Genomic DNA, 20752 nt, shown 5'->3' on the forward strand with positions numbered 1-20752 from the left:
CCCCGACCACCCCAGGAGCCACCCAGTGAGCCGTCTGACGGCCGAGAACCTCACCCTCGCCTACGACCAGCGGACCATCGCCGAGAACCTCACGGTCGCCATCCCCGACCACTCCTTCACCGTCATCGTCGGCCCCAACGCCTGCGGCAAGTCCACGCTGCTGCGCGCCCTGTCGCGGATGCTCAAGCCGGCCGCCGGCGCGGTCCTGCTCGACGGGCAGCGGATCTCCTCGCTGCCGGCCAAGCAGGTCGCCCGCACCCTGGGCCTGCTGCCGCAGTCCTCGGTCGCCCCGGACGGCATCACCGTCGCCGACCTCGTCGCCCGCGGCCGCTACCCGCACCAGGGACTGCTGCGCCAGTGGTCGGCCGAGGACGAGCGGATCGTCCAGGAGTCGATGGCCGCGACCGGCGTGGCCGCGCTGGCCGACCGCTACGTCGACGAACTCTCCGGCGGACAGCGGCAGCGGGTCTGGATCGCCATGGCCCTGGCCCAGCAGACGCCGCTGTTCCTCCTCGACGAGCCGACCACCTACCTCGACATCCAGCACCAGATCGAGGTCCTGGACCTGTGCGCCACCCTCCACGAGGAGCAGGGCCGCACCCTGGTCGCGGTGCTGCACGACCTCAACCAGGCGGCCCGCTACGCCACCCATCTGATCGCCATGAAGAACGGCGCGGTGGTCGCCGAGGGCGCGCCGTCGGAGATCGTCACCGCCGAACTGGTGGGCCGGGTCTTCGGCATCGACTGCCGGATCATCGACGACCCCGAGACCGGCACCCCGCTGGTCGTCCCGGCCGCCCGCCGGCCCCGGGAGGCCGCCGCGGCGGCGTCGGCTACAGCAGCGTCCTGAGCCGCATCAGGTCGCGCAGCCCGGCCTCCAGCCGCACCCGGCCGCTGCCCCAGGCCCGGGCGAAGTTGAGCCGGCCGTCCACCAGCGCGACCAGGTCGTCGCCGGACATCGTCAGCCGGATCTCGGCCTTCTCCGGCGGCGGCCCGGCGACGCAGGTCACGTCCCGCAGGCCGCCGTCGGCCAGCCGCCCGACGAAGGTGGTGTCCAGGTCGGTGATCCGGCAGCTGACGGAGCGGTCGAGCGCGGCGGCGCTGCGCACCCCGCCGTCCGCCGAGGAAAGGTTGTGGGCCAGCCGTTCGAGCGCGGCGCGGCACTGGTCGAGAGTTGCCATCGGGCCCGACGATACGCCAGGTCACGGACGGCCGGGGGCGCACGACCGAGGTAGCGTCGGGGGCATGGCAGACCCCATGAACGGCCCGGAGCCGGCCCCGGCCGCGCAGCAGGCCACCGAGGCCCCCGAGGCGTCTGACGCCCCCGAGGCGCCCGCATCCGCGGAGCCCGCCGAGCCCGCCGGCCCGCGGCCGCTCGGGGTGGCCGCGGCCCCCACCGGCCAGGCCGCGGTCGACGCCGTCCTGCGGCGGCTGGCCGAAGCCGACCACCTCCCGGTGAGCGGCCACCTGGACATGTACGAGGATGTCCACCGTGGGCTGCGCGACGTGCTGGCCTCCCTCGACCAGCACCCCGGGCCGCCCGCCCCGTCCCCGACGCACGATCCGGCCGGCCCGGCCGGCCCGAACGGTAGGAGCTGAACCACAGGTGGCAGGAGTGGCACGACGCCGTCTCGACGCGGAGCTGGTGCGCCGCAAGCTGGCCCGCTCGCGGGAGCACGCGAGCCAGCTGATCGCCGCGGGCCGGGTGACCGTCGGCGGGGCGACCGCGACCAAGCCGGCCACCCAGGTGGAGACCAGCGCGGCCGTGGTCGTCCGCGAGGACGAGAGCGACCCGGACTACGTCTCGCGCGGCGGCCACAAGCTCGCCGGGGCGCTGGCCGCCTTCGTCCCGCGCGGGCTGCGCGTCGAAGGCCGCCGCGCCCTGGACGCGGGCGCCTCCACCGGCGGCTTCACCGACGTCCTGCTGCGCGCCGGCGCCGGCCATGTCGTCGCCGTGGACGTCGGCTACGGACAGCTCGCCTGGCAGCTGCAGAGCGACGAGCGGGTCACCGTCAAGGACCGCACCAACGTCCGCGAACTGACCCTGGATCAGATCGACGACCGGCCCGTCGACCTCGTCGTCGGCGACCTCTCCTTCATCCCGCTGGGCCTGGTGCTGCCCGCGCTGGTCCGCTGCGCGGCGCCCGACGCCGACCTGGTGCTGATGGTCAAGCCGCAGTTCGAGGTCGGCAAGGAGCGGCTGGGCAGCGGCGGGGTGGTGCGCAGCGCCGCGCTGCGGGCCGAGGCGGTGCGCGGCGTCGCGGACCGCGCGGCCGGGCTGGGGCTGGGCGTCCTCGGCGTGACCGCCAGCCCGCTGCCCGGTCCCTCGGGAAACGTCGAGTACTTTCTGTGGCTGCGCGCCGGGGCGCCTGCACTCGACCCGGCGGATGTCGACCGTGCAGTGGCGGAGGGGCCCAGTTGACCACTACCCAGGCAGTTGAAGGCAGCGCGGCACAGCAGGACGGCCGCACCGGGCGGACGGTGTTCCTGCTCGCGCACACCGGCCGTCCGGCGGCCGTCCGCAGCGCCGAACTCGTCGTCCAGGGACTGCTGCGCAGCGGGATCGGGGTGCGGGTGCTGGCCGAGGAGGCCGCGGACCTGCCGCTGCCGGCCTCGGTCGAGCGCGTGGAGTCCGAGCCGTGCGCGGCCGAGGGCTGCGAACTGCTCGTCGTCCTCGGCGGGGACGGCACGCTGCTGCGCGGCGCGGACTTCGCCCGGACGTCCGGGGTGCCGATGCTGGGCGTCAACCTCGGCCGGGTCGGCTTCCTCGCCGAGGCCGAGCGCGACGACCTCGACAAGGTCGTCGACCGCGTCGTCACCCGCTCCTACGAGGTCGAGGAGCGGATGACCCTCGACGTCCTGGTGCGCAACAACGGCGCCGTGGTGCACACCGACTGGGCGCTCAACGAGGCGTCCGTGGAGAAGGCCGCCCGCGAGCGGATGCTGGAGGTCGTCACCGAGGTGGACGGCCGGCCGGTCTCCCGCTTCGGCGGCGACGGTGTGGTCTGCGCGACCCCGACCGGCTCCACCGCCTACGCCTTCTCGGCCGGCGGCCCGGTCGTCTGGCCGGAGGTCGAAGCGCTGCTGATGGTCCCGATCAGCGCCCATGCGCTGTTCGCCAAGCCGCTGGTCACCTCGCCGGCCTCGGTGCTGGCCGTCGAGGTCCAGCCCAAGACGCCGCACGGGGTGCTGTGGTGCGACGGCCGGCGCAGCGTCGAGCTGCCCGCCGGGGCCCGCGTCGAGGTCCGCCGCGGCGCCGTCCCGGTCCGCCTGGCCCGGCTGCACCACGCCTCCTTCACCGACCGGCTGGTCGCCAAGTTCGCCCTCCCGGTGGCCGGCTGGCGGGGCGCGCCCCACTAATCCGACGGGCCGCGCGGCGGCGCCCGCTACGCGCCGCCGCCCGCCAGCAGCTCCCGGGCCCGGGCCAGCGCCGTGTCGCGCCGGGCGGACAGCTCCGCCTCGGTGAAGACCGGGGTGGGTACGGCGGGCGGGATGCCGGGCCCGTCGAAGGTGCGGCCGCCGGCCGTCAGGAACTCCTCGTTCGGCAGGCCGAAGCTCCAGCCGTTGGGCAGCGCCCGCTCCAGCACGTCGGAGAAGACGCCCTGGGTGTTCTCGCCGATCCGGGTGGGCGCGGGGGAGCGGCCCATCAGGGACTGGGTGAAGGTCTCGCCCGCACTGACCGTCAGCCGGCCGGTGAGCACGGCCATCGGCCCGGTGTAGACCGGCCCCCGGTGCGGGCGGACGGTGAGCGGCTCCGGTGCGGTGAAGCGGTCCGGGTACCGCGGGTCGTTCCGGACCCGCTTGCGGTACGCGAGGTAGGGCCGGTCGGTGAGCCGGGAGGCGATCCGCAGGCCGAGGGCGTCCGAGCCGCCGCCGTTGAGCCGCAGGTCCAGGACGAGGCCGCGGAGCGCGGTCGGGCCCTGCGTGCGGGCCTCGGTGAAGACCGCGTCCAGCGCCCGGTCCAGCTCGGCCACGTCTCCCGCGTAGTCGCCCTGCTCGGTGTACTTGGCGAACTGGGTGACCCGGAAGTAGCCGATCCGGCCGGGCAGATCGGCGTAGGAGAGCCTGCCGCCCGCCCATTGCCGCCGGACGGTGCGCGGGCCGAGGTTCGCGGCGAGCGCCGCGTCGACCCGGGCGGTGAACGCGGCCGTGGGCAGCACGGTGCCGGGCCGCGCGCCCGCGAACCACCGGTCCGGCCCGGTGACGACCCGGGTGTGTGCGTCGTGCAGCGGCTCGATCATCGCGCGCAGCACCGCGAAGAGTTCGGCGTCCGTGGTCCGGGCGGTGATCCGGGGGCGGTAGCGGTCCCGGACCGCGTTCCAGTCGATGCCCTTCGCCCGGAAGAAGGGGTAGTTCTCCGCATACGTCCGCCAGAAGACGTCGAAGACCGCCCGCGGGTCGCGGGACGGCCGGGCGGCGCAGCGCTCCGGCAGCGCGCCGGCCCGGCGCAGGGCGTGGTGGCCGACGTTGTCGGCGAAGGCCATCCGGGCCCGCCCCGCGCCCGCCGGGGCGACGGTGAGCGGCGCCGAGTCCGGCACCGTGAAGCGCAGCGTGCCGTCCGCGCCGGGGGCGCCGGCCCGGGTGCCGGTGACCGCGCCCGGCAGGCAGCTGACGGCGGTGGTCTCGTACGTCTTCAGGGTGCGGCCCTTGATCGTGACGAGGGTGCCGTAGCCGTCGGTCCGCCAGACGCCGTCCAGGGAGGGCGCGGCGGCCGGCGCCCCGGCGGCGCGGGCGGGGGCCGGGGCGGTGCAGCCGGTGAGCGTGGTCGCCAGGGCGAGGGCCGCCAGGACGGCGGGGCGCAGGGCGCGGGACGGGCGGGGCGCTGCCGGATCACTCATGGGGTACCTCGGGGAAGTCGGGACGGGTCCGGGAAGGGGACGGCCGCCGGGCCGGAAGCCGGGAACGGCCGTGCCGCCGGCCGTCGGAACGGGCGCCCGGCCGGGCGCCGCCGTACTGCCCCGCCAGCGTGCCCGCCGGGCCGGGCCGGGCACCATGCAGCGGCCACCCGCCTTCCCGGTACGGTTTTCCGCACGTCGGGGGCGTGCGCCGGGCCGGGCAGGGCCGGAGCCGGATGCCGGTATGGGGGAGGCCGTCGCGGGGCGACCCCCGGACCTCGTAAGGTCGTACCCGTGTTGGAGGAGATGCGGATCCGGTCCCTGGGTGTCATCGACGACGCGGTCGTCGAGCTGTCACCGGGCTTCACGGCGGTGACCGGCGAGACCGGCGCGGGCAAGACCATGGTCGTCACCAGCCTCGGCCTGCTGCTGGGCGGGCGCGCGGACCCCGCGCTGGTGCGGATCGGTGCCAGGGCGGCGGTGGTCGAGGGCAGGATCGTCCTCAATTCCGCGTCCCCGGCGGCCGTACGGGCCGAGGAGGCCGGCGCGGAGCTGGACGAGGGCGCGCTGCTGATCAGCCGCACGGTGTCCGCCGAGGGCCGCTCGCGGGCCCATGTCGGCGGCCGTTCGGTCCCGGTCGGGGTGCTCGGCGACCTCGCCGACGACCTCGTCGCGGTGCACGGCCAGACCGACCAGCAGGGCCTGCTGCGGCCCGCGCGCCAGCGCCAGGCCCTGGACCGCTACGCCGGTGACGCGGTCGCCGTCCCGCTCGCCAAGTACACCGCCGCGTACCGCCGGCTGCGCACCGTCGCCGCCGAACTGGACGAGCTGACCACCCGGGCCCGGGAGCGCGCCCAGGAGGCCGATCTGCTCCGCTTCGGCCTGGACGAGATCGCCGCCACCGAACCGCTGCCCGGCGAGGACACCGAACTCGCCGCCGAGGCCGAACGGCTCGGCCACGCCGAGGCGCTGGCCTCCGCCGCGACCCTCGCGCACGGTGCGCTGGCCGGCAACCCCGAGGACCCCGAGGGTGTCGACGCCACCACCCTGGTCGCCGGCGCCCACCGCGCCCTGGAGGCGGTCCGCGGCCACGACGAGGAGCTGGCCGCGCTCGCCGACCGGCTCGGCGAGCTCGGCATCCTGATGGCCGACGTCGCCACCGAACTGGCGAGTTACGCCGACGGCCTGGACGCCGATCCGCTGCGGCTGGCCGCGGTGGAGGAGCGCCGCGCCGCGCTGAACCACCTCACCCGCAAGTACGGCGAGGACATCACCGCGGTGCTGGCGTGGTCCGAACAGAGCGCCGCCCGGCTCGCCGAACTCGACGGCGACGACGACCGGATCACCGAGCTGGCCGCCGAGCACACCGCCCTCCGCGCCGAACTGGGCGAACTCGCCCAGCAGTTGACCGACGCCCGGACCGCCTCCGCGGAGCGCTTCGCGGCCGCGGTCACCGCCGAGCTGGGCGAACTGGCCATGCCGCACGCCCGGGTGAGCGTCGCCCTCCACCAGAGCGAACTCTCCGGCGACGCCGCGGAGACCGACGGCATCGAGGTGAACGGCCGCACCGTGGCCTACGGCCCGGCCGGCGCCGACGAGGTCGAGATCCTGCTGGCCCCGCACCCGGGCGCCCCGCCCCGGCCGATCGCCAAGGGCGCCTCCGGCGGCGAGCTGTCCCGGGTGATGCTGGCCGTCGAGGTCGTCTTCGCCGGCTCGGACCCGGTGCCGACCTATCTCTTCGACGAGGTGGACGCGGGCGTCGGCGGCAAGGCGGCCGTCGAGGTCGGCCGGCGGCTGGCCCGGCTGGCCAAGTCGGCGCAGGTCGTGGTGGTCACCCACCTCCCGCAGGTCGCCGCGTTCGCCGACCGGCAGCTGCTGGTGGAGAAGACCAACGACGGCTCGGTGACCCGCAGCGGCGTCACCGTCCTGGAGGGCGAGGACCGGATTCGCGAGCTGTCCCGGATGCTGGCCGGCCAGGAGGACTCCGAGACGGCCCGCGCACACGCCGAGGAACTGCTGGAGACCGCCCGCACGGGCACCTGACCGCACCGGTGGCGACGAAGACGACGACGAAGACGAAGGCGACGAAGGGGAGCGGCATGGCGAGGGCAGCGGGCGGCCGGGCGCCGGCACGGAGCACGGCGCTGCTCGCCGCGGCGGCCGCGACCCGGGCCGGCTACGAGGCGCTGCGCCGCCGGCCCCCGGGCGGCGCGGCCCGGTGGGAGCGGAAGAACCACGCGGGCCGGACGGTCACCCTGCACGCCGGCCCGGCGGCCACGCTCGGCACCGCGCTCGCCGCGGCCACCGCGCCGCGCCTGCCCGCCCGGGCGCGCGGCGCGGCGGCGCTCGCCGTCCTGGCCGCCGGCGCCTGCGGGGCCTACGACGACCTGGCCGGCGCCGGCGACCCCCGCCGCGGCTTCCGGGCGCATCTGGGCGCGCTGCGGCACGGCGAGGTCACCAGCGGGGCGGTCAAGCTCTTCGGGATCGGCGCCGCCGGGCTCGCCGCCGGCGCCCTGCTCAAGGACCGCCCGGCCGACCGGCTGCTGGCCGGCGTGGTGATCGCCGGCTCGGCCCACCTGGTCAACCTCCTCGACGTCCGGCCGGGCCGGGCCGTCGGCGCCGCCCTGGCGCTGGCCGCACCGGGGCTGCTGCGCCGCGGTCCGGGCGCCGCGCTGGCCGCCGTGCCCCTCGGCGCCGCGGCCGCGCTCGCCGCGGACGACCTCGGGGAGCGGACGATGCTCGGCGACGCCGGCGCGCACGCCCTCGGCGCCGCCCTCGGGCTGGCCGTCGTCGCCACCAACCCGCGGGCGGGACTGGCCGCGCACGCCGCCGCGCTGGTCGCCGCGGCCGCCGCCGGCGACCGGGTCAGCCGGCTGGCCGGGGCGCTCTGACGCAAGCGGTGCCCGCGCCGCCCGCCCGGTGCGCGCGGCTCGGGGAGAGAGATCCGGAGCGACCCGATCCGGACAGTCAGGGACGGGTTCCGGACAGTGGCGGAGGCGGACCGGAGGGGTGGGTTCACCCCCATCGGGTGGCGGTCCGCTCACCCACTGGGTCACCCATGTGGGTGAATCCGTGGAACCGGGGGTGAGAGTTCCCACCGGAACGGCGTCTGCACGGTGCCGAATTGACGCTCCCGGACTGGCATCCTGGGCGCGGTGCGCAGTGCCGGGGCGCGCCCGCTCCGTCCTGCCCGCAGGCCGGAGCGTCGGTGCGCCCCGGCACCTCGCGGCACCTCGCAGCGCCGAACCGCCCCACCGGTACGGTCCGTACCGCCCCGACCCAGGAGCCCGACCTCGTGACCAGCACCCCGGCCCGGCCGCACGGGCTCTCGCCGCTGCGCACGGTCCAGGTGCTCGGCCACGGCGGCGCCGGCAGCGCGGCACACGTCCGCTCGCTCGCCGAGGGGCTGGTCGCCCGCGGCGTCCGGGTGACGGTGTGCGCCCCGCCGGAGGCCGAGGACGCCTACGGCTTCACCGCGGCGGGCGCCCGGTTCGTCCCGCTCGTCCCGCGGATGGACCCGGCGGGCATCACCGCACTGCGCGCCGCCTGCTGGGACGCGGACCTCATCCATGCGCACGGCCTGCGGGCCGGACTGCGCGCCTCGATGGCGCTGCGCGGACTGTGCCGCCCCCGGGGCGGCCGGGTGCCCCTCGTCATCACCTGGCACACCAAGGCGCACACCGAGGGCGCCCGGGCCGGGATGGCGCACCTGATGGAGCGGCGGGTGGCCCGGGCCGCGGCGGTCGTCCTGGGCGTCTGCTCCGACCTCGTCGACCGGGCGCGCGAGCGCGGCGCCAAGGACGCCCGCCTCGCGCCGGTCGCCATCCCGCGCCCCCGGCCCGGCCGGTCCGGCGCGCCGGCCGCCGACCCCGAGCGCGGCCGCGACAAGGAGCGCGCCGAACTCGGCGTGGTGGACCGGCCGTTGCTGCTCGCGGTCGGCCGGCTCGACCCGTCCCAGGGCCACGACCTGCTGCTGGACGCGGCCCACGCCTGGTGCGGACTCGACCCCCAGCCGCTGCTCGCCATCGCCGGCGAGGGCGGCGAGCGCGCCGCGCTGCAGCGCCGGATCGACAGCGAACGGCTGCCGGTCCAGCTGCTCGGCCGCCGCGACGACGTGCCCGAACTCCTCGCCGCCGCCGACCTGGTGGTGCTGCCCAGCCGCTGGGAGGCGCGCTCCCTGATCGCCCAGGAGGCGCTGCGCGCCGGCGTCCCCCTGGTGGCCACCGACACCGGCGGCACCCCCGAACTCGTCGGCCGGGCCGCCGAGTTGGTCCGCTACGGCGACACCACCGGGCTGGCCCGTACGGTCCTGGACCTGCTGGCCGACCCGGTGCGCCGCGACACGCTCGCCGCGGCCGGCCGCGCCCAGGCCGCCGGCTGGCCCAGCGAGAACGACACGGTCGCCCAGATCCTCAGCGTCTACGACGAACTGACCCAGCCGCCGCAGCCGCCCCCCTGACCCCCGCCGGCTCGCCCTGGCGGCCGGTGTCAGCGATCGGTGTGCCGCCGCGCCCGCAGGGCCAGCCGCAGCCCCAGCACGGTCTGCGGATCGTCCAGCTCCGTGCCCAGCAGCTGGGAGATCCGCGCCAGCCGGTCGTAGAGCGTCTGGCGGTTGACGTTCAGGTCGCGGGCGGTCTCGGCCTTCCGGCCGGCGCTGGCCAGATACGCCTCCAGGGTCGGCAGCAGCGGCTGGCGGGCGCCCCGGTCGTGGGCCAGCAGCGGGCCGACGGCGCGCTCGACGAAGTCGGTCAGCACCCCCTCCTCACCGTGCTCCCGCATCCGCCACAGCAGCAGCTCGATGTCCAGGCGCCGGGCGTCGTACCAGGGCGCCTCCGGCAGCCCCTGCGCCGCGGCCGCCGCCTCCGCCGCGTGCCGCAGCCCGGACCCGGCCGCCGCCCAGTCGCCCGCCGTGCCGACCACCACCACCGGGCTGTGCGCCGACGGCCGGTCCAGGCCGGCCCGGACGACCCCGGCCCGCAGCGCCTCGGCGATCCGGTCGGCCAGCGCCGCCCGGTCCTGGCCCGCCCGCAGCGCCACCAGCAGCGGCACCCGGCCCTCCACGGGCCGCACCCCGAGCAGCACCGGCACGCCCGGCGCGGCCAGTTCCTCGCGCAGCGCCTGGGCCAGCAGCGCCCAGTCGCCCGGCGAGGGCAGCGCGGCCGGCAGCCGCATCACCACCGGCAGCACCGGGTCGGCGCCCGGCCGGAAGCCCAGCAGCCGGGCCTGCGCCGGCGCCTCGGACGCCGAGACCCGCCCCTCGGCCAGCTCGGCGAGGAAGTCACCGCGCCCGCGGGCGGCCAGCACCTCCTCCTGCCGGGACTGGAGCATCACCACGGCCAGCAGATCGGCGGCCCGCTCGGCGGCGATCCGGTGCACCGGCGCCGGCGGCCCGTTCACCGGCAGCAGCACCAGCCGGGCGCGCACCGCGTCGGGCCCGTGCCCGCCGCCGGGCACCTCGATCCGTACGCCGGAGTCCCGCAGCCCCTCCCAGGCCAGCAGCGGATCGGCGTCCGCCCCGCCGTCGCCACCCTCCGGCCCGGCCGCGTACAGCGGGCTGCCGTCGGGCGCCTCCAGGCACAGCGGGTTGCCGGTGAAGACGGCGAGCAGCCGCAGCACCTCCGGCGCGCCGCCGCCCCGCAGCAGCACGTCGGTGCAGCGCCGCAGCAACGCGTCGGCGCGCCGCAGCAGCGTGTAGTGGCCGTTGATGATCTCGGTGTGGATCTCCTCGGTGACCGTGACGTACGGGACCTCGCGGTGCAGCTGGACCAGCGGCAGTCCGCAGTCCCGCGCGGCGTCGATCAGCGCCGCCGGCAGCGCGTCGAACCGCGAGCCCAGCTCGACGACGAGCGCGGCGATGTCCCGGTCGGCGAGCCGGCGGATGAAGGCGCGCTGCTCCGAGGGCCGGGTGCCCACCCCGAGGCCGGTGGTCAGCAGCAGTTCGCCGCCCTTGAGCAGCGAGGCGATGTGCGGGACCTCGCCGGCGTGCACCCAGCGCACCGACCGGCCCAGCCGGTCCTCGCCGGCCAGCACCTCCGGCAGGCCGCGCCGCAGCGCCGGCAGTTCCAGCGCCCTGCGTACCGTGATGTCGGCGTCGATCCTCGCGTGCGGCCCCATGGCGCGAACGCTACCGCGCGCCGGCCGATCCGGAGGGGTGCGATCCGGATGGCCCCCGCCCGACCCACGCGCCGCCCCACCCGCACTACCCGCCCGGCCGTTCAACTCCCCTTACCCTCCGCCCACTTGACGATCCCGGCGGCGACTGGGCAGGGTGCCCGCACCTCACACGGAGAGCGCTCACCCCACCCCCCACAAGGAGCCTCCTCATGATCACCCGACGCACCCTGCTCGGCGGACTCGCCGCCGGCGCCGCCACCGCCGCCCTCGCCGGCGGGGCCGCCGGCGCCCCCGCCCGCCCCGCGGCGGCCGGCCTCCCGCTGCACATCGTCAACACCTCCGGCGCCTACGCCAACGGCTCCGTCTGGATCTACGTCCTCGGCAACGACGGCACCCGGCAGGTCAGGGTGACCCCGGACGGCGAACTCGCCCCCGTCGCCCTCTCCGACAACGGCCCGGACGGCTTCACCGACTACGCGATACCGCTCGCCGCCACCGGCACCACCACGCTCCGACTGCCCCCGATGTCCGGCCGGATCTACACCAGCCTCGGCGCCAAGCTCAGGATCAAGGCGGTCGCCGACGGCAACGGCAGGCCCGCGCTGGCCTACCCGGCGGGCTGGGTCGCCGGCGATCCCAACTACGACGTGCTGCACGACTGCGTCGAGTTCACCCACGACTCCGGCGGGATGTACTGCAACACCACCATGGTCGACATGTTCAGCGTCCCGCTCGCCCTGCGGCTCACCGGCGCCGCCGACCAGACCACCGGAACCCTCAAGGACGGCGCCCGCGCCCGGATCTTCGCCGATGTCAGGGCCGCCGAGGGCTTCGACCGCCTGGTCGTCGGCGACCGCCGGGTGATCGCCCCCGGCCACGGCCTGGACAGCGGCCTGTTCGCCGCCGACTACCTCGCCCCCGCCATCGACGCCGCGTGGTCCGCGTACACCGCCAAGGACCTCACCGTCACCACCACCGCCGGCACCTTCACCGGACGCGTCAGCGGCGACCGCCTCACCTTCCACGGCCCGGCCACGGTCTCCGTCGCCCGGCCCACCACCCGCGACGTCCTCTTCTGCGACGGCACCCTGGCCGCCCCGAACGACGGCACCCGCGGCCCGGTCGCCGCCGTCCTGGGTGCCGCCCTCAACCGCTCCACCCTGGCCACCCACGCCGCCCAGCCGGTCACCGACCCGGCCGCCTTCTACCAGCAGCCGCTCACCAACCACTACGCCCGGGCCATGCACACCGCGACCCGGGACGGCAGGGCGTACGGCTTCGCCTTCGACGACGTCGCCGGCTTCGCCTCGTACATCGAGGACCACGCCCCCAGGGAACTCACCCTCACCCTGACGCCGTTCTGACCCACGGAAAGCCACTCACCGAAAGCCGAACTCCGACGGCAGCGAAGCCCGATGGGGGTTGGTGCCCCGAAGGGGGCACTAACCCCCGTACGCCCCGCTCGCCGTCAGCCGCAGTGCCGTGTCGATCAGCGGAACGTGGCTGAACGCCTGCGGGAAGTTCCCCACCTGGCGCTGGAGCCGGGAGTCCCACTCCTCGGCGAGCAGCCCCAGGTCGTTGCGGAGCGAGAGCAGCTTCTCGAAGAGCTTGCGGGCCTCCTCCACCCGGCCGATCATCGCCAGGTCGTCGGCCAGCCAGAACGAGCAGGCCAGGAACGCCCCTTCCTCGCCTTCGAGGCCGTCCACGCCGAGCCCCTCGCCGGCCGTCGGGTAGCGCAGCACGAACCCGTCCTCGGTCGACAGCTCCCGCTGGATCGCCTCGATGGTGCCGATCACCCGCTTGTCGTCCGGCGGCAGGAACCCCACCTGCGGGATCAGCAGCAGCGAGGCGTCCAGCTCCTCCGACCCGTAGGACTGGGTGAAGGTGTTCCGCTCCTTGTCGTACCCGTGCTCGCAGACGTCCCGGTGGATGGTCTCCCGCAGGTCCCGCCACCGCTCCAGCGGCCCGTCCACGTCCCCGGACTCGATCAGCTTCACCGTGCGGTCCACCGCCACCCAGGTCATGACCTTGGAGTGCACGAAGTGCCGGCGCGGCCCGCGCACCTCCCAGATGCCCTCGTCCGGCTCGTCCCAGTGCTTCTCCACCCACTCGATCAGCTTGATCTGGAGCAGCGAGGCGTAGTCGTTGCGGGCCAGCCCGGTCATGTGGGCCAGGTGCAGCGCCTCGGTGACCTCGCCGTAGACGTCCAGTTGGAGCTGGTCGGCGGCGCCGTTGCCGACCCGCACCGGGCGCGAGTCCTCGTAGCCCGGCAGCCACTTCAGCTCGGTCTCGCCCAGCTCCCGCTCACCGGCGATGCCGTACATGATCTGGAGGTTCTCCGGATCGCCGGCCACCGCCCGCAGCAGCCACTCGCGCCACGCCCGGGCCTCCTCGCGGTAGCCGGTGCGCAGCAGCGACGACAGGGTGATCGCCGCGTCCCGCAGCCAGGTGAAGCGGTAGTCCCAGTTGCGGACCCCGCCGATGCACTCGGGCAGGGACGTGGTCGGCGCGGCGACGATCCCGCCGGTCGGCGCGTACGTCAGCGCCTTCAGCGTGATCAGCGAACGCACCACGGCGTCACGGTAGGGCCCGTGGTAAGTGCAGTGCTCGACCCACTCGCGCCAGAACTCCTCGGTGGCCTCCAGCGACCCCTCCGGGTCGGCCACGGCCGGCGGCTGGTGGTGCGAGGGCTGCCAGCTGATCGTGAACGCGATCCGCTCACCCGGCGAGACGGTGAAGTCGGAGAAGGTCGTCAGGTCCTTCCCGTACGTCTCCGCCTCCGTGTCCAGCCACACCGAGTCCGGACCGGCGACCGCCACCGTCCGCTCGTCGATCTTGTGCACCCACGGCACGACCCAGCCGTACGCGAACCGCATCCGCAGCTCCGAACGCATCGGGACGCGCCCGCTGACGCCCTCCACGATGCGGATCACCTGCGGTGCGCCGTCCCGCGGCGGCATGAAGTCGATCACCCGGACGGTACCGCGCGGAGTGTCCCACTCGGACTCCAGCACCAGGGAGTCCCCGCGATAGCGCCGCCGGTCCGCGGCCCGGGGCGGCTCACCGGCCGGGCCCATCCGCCAGAAGCCGTGCTCCTCGGTGCCCAGCAGCCCCGCGAAGACCGCCATGGAGTCGAAGCGGGGCAGACACAGCCAGTCGACCGTGCCGTCCCGGCACACGAGCGCCGCGGTCTGCATATCGCCGATAAGTGCGTAGTCCTCGATGCGCCCGGCCACGTGCATCTCCCGTCGAACTGGAGTCACGCCCCCATGGGACGTTCTGTGCTGTCCGTCCTGCCCATGAAACGTCGCCGAGCAGCGGGACCGGAAATCGGGCTGGGGCACCACCCAGCGAAGCTGGGGGAGGGCGGCGCCTTCCCGGACGGCTCGTAGCGAGTGTCCGAGCAGGATACGACGCAGGGGGGTGCTGCGCGCGATGCTCGCGTCGAGTGGGGGTGCTCCGAACGAGTGGCCTGCGGAACGACCGCCTCCGGTGCGTGGCCGGACACGACCACGCCCGGTCGCTGATAGCCTGGTACCCCGTGGACCGGTGGGACCCAGCAGAAATGCGGCACCCCCGAACCGCAGCGACGGCACCCCTGAATCCCAGGCCGGCGCCACCTCGCACCTCTCCACCTCGCGACCACGGGAGCCCCCTCTTGGCCATGCCGCCCTCTGCTTCTCGAAAGAATGCAGCCACGACGACCAAGCACCTCTTCGTCACCGGGGGCGTCGCCTCCTCGCTCGGCAAGGGGCTCACCGCCTCCAGCCTGGGTGCGCTCCTCAAGGCGCGCGGTCTGCGGGTCACGATGCAGAAGCTCGACCCGTACCTCAACGTCGACCCCGGCACGATGAACCCGTTCCAGCACGGTGAGGTCTTCGTCACCAACGACGGCGCCGAGACCGACCTCGACATCGGCCACTACGAGCGCTTCCTCGACGTCGACCTCGACGGCTCGGCGAACGTCACCACCGGCCAGGTCTACAACACCGTGATCGCCAAGGAGCGGCGCGGCGAGTACCTCGGCGACACCGTGCAGGTCATCCCGCACATCACCAACGAGATCAAGCACCGCATCCGGCGGCTGGCCACCGAGGACGTCGACGTGGTCATCACCGAGGTCGGCGGCACGGTCGGCGACATCGAGTCGCTGCCGTTCCTGGAGACCGTCCGCCAGGTCCGCCACGAGGTCGGCCGGGACAACGTCTTCGTCGTGCACATCTCGCTGCTCCCGTACATCGGCCCGTCCGGCGAGCTGAAGACCAAGCCCACCCAGCACTCCGTCGCCGCGCTGCGCAACATCGGCATCCAGCCCGACGCGATCGTGCTGCGCGCCGACCGCGAGGTGCCCACCGCCATCAAGCGCAAGATCTCGCTGATGTGCGACGTCGACGAGGCCGCGGTCATCGCCTGCCCGGACGCCCCGTCGATCTACGACATCCCCAAGGTCGTGCACGCCGAGGGCCTGGACGCCTACGTCGTCCGCAAGCTGGACCTGCCGTTCCGCGACGTGGACTGGACCCAGTGGGCGGACCTGCTCGACCGGGTCCACAACCCCTCGCACGAGGTCAAGGTCGCGCTGGTCGGCAAGTACATCGACCTGCCCGACGCCTACCTCTCGGTCACCGAGGCGCTGCGCGCCGGCGGCTTCGCCAACAAGGCCCGCGTCAAGATCAAGTGGGTCACCTCCGACGACTGCAAGACCCCGGCCGGCGCCCGTGCGCAGCTCGCCGACTGCGACGCGGTCTGCATCCCCGGCGGCTTCGGCGACCGCGGCGTGGACGGCAAGGTCGGCGCGATCACCTACGCCCGCGAGAACAAGCTCCCGCTGCTCGGCCTCTGCCTGGGCCTGCAGTGCGTGGTGATCGAGGCGGCCCGCAACCTCGCCGGCGTCGAGGGCGCCAACTCCACCGAGTTCGACCCGGCCGCCACCCACCCGGTGATCTCCACGATGGCCGAGCAGATGGACATCGTCGCCGGTGAGGGCGACATGGGCGGCACCATGCGGCTGGGCATGTACCCGGCCAAGCTCGCCGAGGGCTCCATCGTCCGCGAGGTCTACGGCGGCGAGCCCTACGTCGAGGAGCGCCACCGCCACCGCTACGAGGTCAACAACGCCTACCGCGGCGAGCTGGAGAAGAAGGCCGGCCTGCTCTTCTCCGGCACCTCCCCGGACAACAAGCTCGTCGAGTACGTCGAGTACCCGCGCGAGGTCCACCCCTACCTCGTCGCCACCCAGGCGCACCCGGAGCTGCGCTCCCGCCCGACCCGCCCGCACCCGCTCTTCGCCGGCCTGGTGAAGGCGGCCGTCGAGCGCCAGCAGGCGGCGAAGGCGACGGGCGCCGAGAAGTAGGCGGCACCTGGCCGGTTACGGTTGCCGGGGTACGGTCCCACGCCGTGGGGCGGTACCCCGGTTTTCGTGTCGGCACAGGACTCACTGGAGGTACGCATGGCGATCAAGGACACCCCGGAGGAGTGGACGGTCACCGCGTCCGGCACGCCGTTCACCGGCGCCAAGACGAGCGTGCGCACCGACCACGTCGTCATGCCGGACGGCTCCACCGTCACCCGCGACTACCAGGTCCACCCCGGCTCGGTGGCGGTCCTCGCCCTCGACGACGCCGACCGGGTGCTGGTGCTGCGCCAGTACCGCCACCCGGTGCGGCAGAAGCTGTGGGAGATCCCCGCCGGCCTGCTCGACGTCCCCGGGGAGAACCCGCTGCACGCCGCCCGGCGCGAGCTGTACGAGGAGGCGCACGTCAAGGCCGAGGACTGGCGGGTGCTGACCGACGTCTACACCACCCCGGGCGGCTGCGACGAGGCGGTGCGGATCTTCCTCGCCCGCGGGCTGTCCGAGGCCGACGGCGAGCGGTTCGAGGTCTCCGAGGAGGAGGCCGACATGGAGCTGGCGCGGGTCCCGCTGGACGAGCTGGTCCGTGGCGTGCTCGCCGGCGAACTGCACAACAACTGCCTGGTCGTGGGCGTGCTGTCGCTCACCGCGGCGCGGGCCGGTGACGGGGCGGACGCCCTCCGGCCGGCCGACGCGCCCTGGCCGGCCCGCCCCTTCGACGCCTGACCCCGGGCCGGGCGCCGCTCCCGGCTCCCGCCCCCGGCCTGCGCCTTCCGGTCGGATGATCCACCGATCCGGTCGAGTGACCCAACGGCCCCGCTCCGCACGGAACGTGACGGCCCGTGAACTACGCTCGACAGCGTCCCCGCGCGCGCCCGCGGCGGGGACGCGACGCGCAGGCGGACGGGAGCGTGACCGGTGACGGACCAGGCGGTGGGCGGGGGGCACCTCGCGCCGGAGGCGGCGCGCGGGTCCGGCACGGCGGCCCGGGAACGGCGGGCGACCCTGCCCCGCCAGGACGGTGCCGCCGCCCGCTCCGGCCTCCCGGGATTCGCCGGCCGCCGCCACGAACTCAAGGCGCTGCGCGCCGACATCGGCCGGGCCGGACTGGACACCCTCACCGGCCGCCGGGGCGCCCGCAGCCGGGTCCTGCTGATCGCCGGCCGCCCCGGCTCGGGCCGTACGACGCTGGCCGAGGCGCTGCTGCGGGAGATCGAGGACGGCTACCCCGACGGGGTGCTGCGCGCCGCGCTGACCGGCCGGGACGGCGCCCCGGTCGGCCTCGCCCGGACCGCCCGCGACCTGCTCGCCGAACTGGGTGCCGACGCCGCGCCGGGCGCCGGCGAGGACGAGCTCGCCGAGGCGGTGCGCACCGCCCTGGCCGGGCGCCGCGCGGTCCTCCTGCTGGACGACGCACCGGGCGCCGAGGACGTCGAACCGCTGATCCCGGACGCCCCCGACTGCCTGGTCGTGGTGGTCGCGCAGGGCCCGCTGACCGGCATCCCGGACGTCCGGCCGTGCGCCCTGGGCGGGCTGGACACGGCGGCCGGCGTCGAGATGCTGTGCCACTACGCCGGGCCGACCCGGATCACCGTCGATCCGCGGACCGCGGAGTCCGTCGCCGAGGAGTGCGGCGGTCAGCCCGCGGCGCTGATACTGGCGGGCGCCTGGCTCGCCGCCCGCCCCAAGCTCTCCGTCGCCGACCTGCGCCAGGCGCTGCTCGCCGTCCCGCTGCCGCCGGACCTGCCGGCCGGCGACCGCCCCCTGCACCGCGCCTTCCGGCTCACCTACGACGCGCTGCCGCAGCCCGCCGCGCGGATACTGCGCCTGGCCACCCTCGCCCCGGACGGCCTGGTGGACGCGCACACCGCGGCCGCGCTGGGCGGCTGCTCGGTCCCGGCCGCCGCCGCGGTCCTGCACGACGTCGCCGCGCTCGGCCTGCTGCGGCCCGTCCCGGAGGAGGACGGCCCGGGCGCCCGGCACACCGACGACGCGACCGGCCCCCGGTACCGCCTCCCCGGCTGCCTCGCGCCGTTCTCCCGGCAACTGCTCCGCGCGCACGAGCGGCCCGCCGACGTCCAGCTGGCCCGCGCCCGGATGCTGGAGCGGACCGTGCGGCTGCTCCAGTCCTGCCGGGCGGCCGCCGAACCCTCCGGTTCCCCCGCCCGCCGCAAGGCCGCCGAGCTGCCCCGCTCGCTGCGCTTCGCCACCCGGGCCGCCGCCGCGCACTGGCTGCGCACCCGCCGCGGCGCCCTGCTGGACGCCGCCCGGATGGCCGTCGCGGACGGCCAACTCGACACCCTGGACCGGCGGTTGATCGCCGCGCTCACCCGCGCCCTGCTCACCCACCACGGCCCCGAGGCCGCCGCGCCGGACCTCTACGCCCTGCACGAGCTGGTCCTCCAGGTCGCCGAGCGGCGCACCCTGCCGCGCGAGCGGGCCGCCGCCCTGCTCAACCTCGGCGACCTGGACGCCGGGGCCGGCCGACGGGAGCAGGCGCTCACCCGCTACCGCGGCGCGCTGGAGGCGGCCCGCTCGGTGAAGGACCCGGTGGCCACCGGCCGGGCGCTGGAGTCGCTCGGCGACACCTACACCGAGCTGGGCGACTGGATCCGGGCCGCCGACTGGTACGGGCGGGCGCTGGAGCTGCGGCTGGCCCGGGGCGAGTGGGCCGACGCGGCCCGGCTGCACGCCCGGATCGGCGCCGCGCACGGCCGCGCGGGCCGCTACGAGCAGGCCCTGAAGGAGTGCCGGGCGGCCGCCCGGACCTTCCGCAGGCTGGGCGACGCCGCGGGCCAGGGGCATGCGGCGGAGGCGGCCGCGGAGGTCCACGAGCACGCCGGGAAGCTCAACGAGGCGCTGCACAGCTGCCTGGCGGCGCTCGATTTCGCCCGGGCCGCGGCCGATGTGACGAAGGAGGCACGCCTGCAACTGCGGATCGCGGAGCTGCTGGACCGGCTCGGAGACCCGGCGGCCGCACGGCTCCACCGGGCGGTGGGGGAGCGACTATGCGAGGAGCACCCCGAGTGACCTACGAAATCGGTAGTGGTCTTCCGGAAAATTATGTCTTTGCAAGGCTAGACAACACGAGGTCCTTCAATAGACTGGTCGAGCCGCGTTCGGCGCGGTCAGTTCCGTCATGCATGGCATGAGGGATAATTCCTTCTGCAAGCTCTTTTAAGGACCGTGATCGACGTGAAGGTCGGTATCCCCCGCGAGGTCAAGAACAACGAGTTCCGCGTGGCCATCACCCCCGCCGGAGTCCACGAGCTGGTGCGCAACGGCCACCAGGTCTTCATCGAGAAGGACGCCGGCCTCGGCTCGTCCATCCCGAACGAGGAGTACGTCTCCGCCGGCGCCACCATCCTGGACACCGCCGACGAGGTGTGGGGCACCGCCGACCTGCTGCTGAAGGTCAAGGAGCCGATCGCGGAGGAGTACCACCGCCTCCGCAAGGACCAGACCCTCTTCACGTACCTCCACCTCGCCGCGTCCAAGGAGTGCACGGACGCCCTGCTGGAGTCCGGTACCACCGCGATCGCCTACGAGACCGTCGAGACCGCCGGCCGCGCGCTGCCGCTGCTCGCCCCGATGTCCGAGGTCGCGGGCCGGATCGCCCCGCAGGTCGGCGCCTACCACCTGATGCGCCAGGCCGGCGGCCGCGGCGTGCTGCCCGGCGGCGTCCCCGGCGTCCAGGCCGGTAAGGCCGTCGTCATCGGCGGTGGCGTCTCCGGCTGGAACGCCGTCCAGATCGCCGTGGGCCTGGGCTTCCACGTCACCCTGCTCGACAAGGACATCAACAAGCTCCGCGAGGCCGACAAGATCTTCGGCACCAAGGTGCAGACGATCGTCTCCAACGCCTACGAGCTGGAGAAGGCCGTCGTCGAGGCCGACCTCGTCGTCGGCGCGGTCCTGATCCCGGGCGCCAAGGCCCCCAAGCTCGTCACCAACGAGCTGGTCGCCAAGATGAAGCCCGGCAGTGTCCTTGTCGACATCGCGATCGACCAGGGCGGCTGCTTCGAGGACTCCAAGCCGACCACGCACGCCGAGCCGACCTTCACGGTCCACAACTCGGTCTTCTACTGCGTCGCCAACATGCCCGGCGCGGTGCCCAACACCTCCACCTACGCCCTCACCAACGCCACGCTGCCCTACATCGTGGAGCTGGCGAACCGCGGCTGGGTCGAGGCGCTGCGCCGTGACCCGGCGCTGGCCAAGGGCCTGAACACGCACGACGGCAAGGTCGTCTACCCCGAGGTCGCCCAGGCCCACGGCCTGGAGTACGTGGAGCTGCGCACCCTCCTCGGCTGACGGCGTCAACTGCACGCGTCAAGCGCCGCACAACCGGCCGGGCCCGCTCGAGCGGGCCCGGCCGGTCGCGTGTGCGACGCGCCCCGGGGGCGGCTCCCGGCGGCCGACTCCCAACTCGCCGTGAACGTAGCCCTTTAACCGA

16 protein-coding genes are annotated in these 20752 nt (G+C 75.1%); 12 read left to right on the forward strand and 4 right to left on the reverse strand.

What is annotated here, in order from left to right; genetic code table 11:
- Nucleotides 1–25 precede the first annotated feature (25 nt).
- Complete coding sequence (locus tag B073_RS39170; RefSeq protein WP_018537045.1) at nt 26–850, forward strand: ABC transporter ATP-binding protein; 825 nt, start codon at nt 26–28, stop codon at nt 848–850.
- On the opposite strand, the gene B073_RS0105280 is transcribed toward B073_RS39170, so the two are convergent.
- Nucleotides 834–1181 carry an SCP2 sterol-binding domain-containing protein gene (locus B073_RS0105280; RefSeq protein ID WP_018537046.1) on the reverse strand — a complete coding sequence of 116 codons (348 nt, stop codon included), beginning with the start codon at nt 1179–1181 and terminating at the stop codon, nt 834–836. The genes B073_RS39170 and B073_RS0105280 overlap by 17 nt on opposite strands.
- A 64-nt stretch (nt 1182–1245) precedes the next feature.
- Here B073_RS0105280 and B073_RS0105285 point away from each other — a divergent pair, with 64 nt between their 5' ends.
- From B073_RS0105285 to B073_RS0105295, 3 genes are read left to right on the forward strand one after another with little or no spacing between them, the layout of a single operon-like run.
- Nucleotides 1246–1599 (forward strand): hypothetical protein, encoded by a 354-nt coding sequence (locus B073_RS0105285; RefSeq protein ID WP_026247081.1) that lies wholly within the window; start codon nt 1246–1248, stop codon nt 1597–1599.
- Nucleotides 1600–1606: 7 nt separating this feature from the next.
- Nucleotides 1607–2422 (forward strand): TlyA family RNA methyltransferase, encoded by an 816-nt coding sequence (locus B073_RS0105290; protein ID WP_026247082.1) that lies wholly within the window; start codon nt 1607–1609, stop codon nt 2420–2422.
- Nucleotides 2423–2481: 59 nt separating this feature from the next.
- Nucleotides 2482–3360, forward strand: a complete 879-nt coding sequence (locus tag B073_RS0105295) for an NAD kinase (protein WP_018537049.1) — start codon at nt 2482–2484, stop codon at nt 3358–3360.
- Nucleotides 3361–3386: 26 nt separating this feature from the next.
- On the opposite strand, the gene B073_RS0105300 is transcribed toward B073_RS0105295, so the two are convergent.
- The gene (locus tag B073_RS0105300) at nt 3387–4838 is read right to left on the reverse strand and encodes a S41 family peptidase (protein WP_018537050.1); all 1452 of its coding nucleotides are present in this window, start codon (nt 4836–4838) and stop codon (nt 3387–3389) included.
- 303 nt (nt 4839–5141) lie between these two features.
- Between B073_RS0105300 and recN the strand changes: the two genes are divergently transcribed.
- The 3 genes from recN (at nt 5142) to B073_RS0105315 (ending at nt 9294) form a co-directional block, all read left to right on the forward strand.
- Entirely contained in the window at nt 5142–6878 is a 1737-nt protein-coding gene (gene recN / locus B073_RS0105305) for a DNA repair protein RecN (RefSeq protein ID WP_018537051.1), read from the forward strand.
- Nucleotides 6879–6934: 56 nt separating this feature from the next.
- Entirely contained in the window at nt 6935–7726 is a 792-nt protein-coding gene (locus B073_RS0105310) for a hypothetical protein (protein ID WP_018537052.1), read from the forward strand.
- 404 nt (nt 7727–8130) lie between these two features.
- On the forward strand, nt 8131–9294 hold the full coding sequence (locus B073_RS0105315) for a glycosyltransferase family 4 protein (protein WP_037810988.1): 1164 nt from the start codon (nt 8131–8133) through the stop codon (nt 9292–9294).
- Between the two features lie 29 nt (nt 9295–9323).
- Here B073_RS0105315 and B073_RS0105320 read toward each other — a convergent pair whose 3' ends face one another.
- Nucleotides 9324–10949 carry a PucR family transcriptional regulator gene (locus B073_RS0105320; protein ID WP_018537054.1) on the reverse strand — a complete coding sequence of 542 codons (1626 nt, stop codon included), beginning with the start codon at nt 10947–10949 and terminating at the stop codon, nt 9324–9326.
- A 209-nt stretch (nt 10950–11158) separates the two neighbouring features.
- Between B073_RS0105320 and B073_RS0105325 the strand changes: the two genes are divergently transcribed.
- A complete protein-coding gene (locus tag B073_RS0105325; protein ID WP_018537055.1) occupies nt 11159–12313 on the forward strand; it encodes a beta-1,3-glucanase family protein in 1155 nt (384 codons plus the stop codon).
- A gap of 78 nt (nt 12314–12391) precedes the next feature.
- Here the strand turns inward: B073_RS0105325 and B073_RS0105330 are convergent, their stop codons facing one another.
- Nucleotides 12392–14191, reverse strand: a complete 1800-nt coding sequence (locus tag B073_RS0105330; protein WP_018537056.1) for a glycoside hydrolase family 15 protein — start codon at nt 14189–14191, stop codon at nt 12392–12394.
- Nucleotides 14192–14613: 422 nt separating this feature from the next.
- On the opposite strand from B073_RS0105330, the gene B073_RS0105335 reads away from it, so the two are divergent.
- The 4 genes from B073_RS0105335 (at nt 14614) to ald (ending at nt 20610) form a co-directional block, all read left to right on the forward strand.
- Nucleotides 14614–16302 (forward strand): CTP synthase, encoded by a 1689-nt coding sequence (locus B073_RS0105335; protein ID WP_018537057.1) that lies wholly within the window; start codon nt 14614–14616, stop codon nt 16300–16302.
- A gap of 96 nt (nt 16303–16398) precedes the next feature.
- Nucleotides 16399–17025, forward strand: a complete 627-nt coding sequence (locus B073_RS0105340; protein ID WP_018537058.1) for an NUDIX domain-containing protein — start codon at nt 16399–16401, stop codon at nt 17023–17025.
- A 192-nt stretch (nt 17026–17217) separates the two neighbouring features.
- Nucleotides 17218–19329 (forward strand): tetratricopeptide repeat protein, encoded by a 2112-nt coding sequence (locus tag B073_RS0105345; protein WP_018537059.1) that lies wholly within the window; start codon nt 17218–17220, stop codon nt 19327–19329.
- Nucleotides 19330–19494: 165 nt separating this feature from the next.
- Nucleotides 19495–20610, forward strand: coding sequence for an alanine dehydrogenase (ald, locus tag B073_RS0105350; RefSeq protein ID WP_026247085.1), 1116 nt, complete (start codon nt 19495–19497; stop codon nt 20608–20610).
- Nucleotides 20611–20752 lie beyond the last annotated feature (142 nt).

Origin of the sequence: Streptomyces sp. MspMP-M5 (genome assembly GCF_000373585.1) — a bacterium.
Classification (GTDB): domain Bacteria; phylum Actinomycetota; class Actinomycetes; order Streptomycetales; family Streptomycetaceae; genus Streptomyces.

Bases quoted from the DNA above. Each gene is read 5' to 3' on its own strand.
- B073_RS0105340 (WP_018537058.1), top strand. From the start codon at position 16,399: ATGGCGATCAAGGACACCCCGGAGGAGTGGACGGTCACCGCGTCCGGC.
- recN (WP_018537051.1), top strand. From the start codon at position 5,142: ATGCGGATCCGGTCCCTGGGTGTCATCGACGACGCGGTCGTCGAGCTG.
- B073_RS0105335 (WP_018537057.1), top strand. From the start codon at position 14,614: ATGCCGCCCTCTGCTTCTCGAAAGAATGCAGCCACGACGACCAAGCAC.
- B073_RS0105280 (WP_018537046.1), bottom strand. From the start codon at position 1,181: ATGGCAACTCTCGACCAGTGCCGCGCCGCGCTCGAACGGCTGGCCCAC.
- B073_RS0105330 (WP_018537056.1), bottom strand. From the start codon at position 14,191: ATGCACGTGGCCGGGCGCATCGAGGACTACGCACTTATCGGCGATATG.
- B073_RS0105310 (WP_018537052.1), top strand. From the start codon at position 6,935: ATGGCGAGGGCAGCGGGCGGCCGGGCGCCGGCACGGAGCACGGCGCTG.
- B073_RS0105285 (WP_026247081.1), top strand. From the start codon at position 1,246: ATGGCAGACCCCATGAACGGCCCGGAGCCGGCCCCGGCCGCGCAGCAG.
- B073_RS0105300 (WP_018537050.1), bottom strand. From the start codon at position 4,838: ATGAGTGATCCGGCAGCGCCCCGCCCGTCCCGCGCCCTGCGCCCCGCC.
- B073_RS0105325 (WP_018537055.1), top strand. From the start codon at position 11,159: ATGATCACCCGACGCACCCTGCTCGGCGGACTCGCCGCCGGCGCCGCC.
- B073_RS0105320 (WP_018537054.1), bottom strand. From the start codon at position 10,949: ATGGGGCCGCACGCGAGGATCGACGCCGACATCACGGTACGCAGGGCG.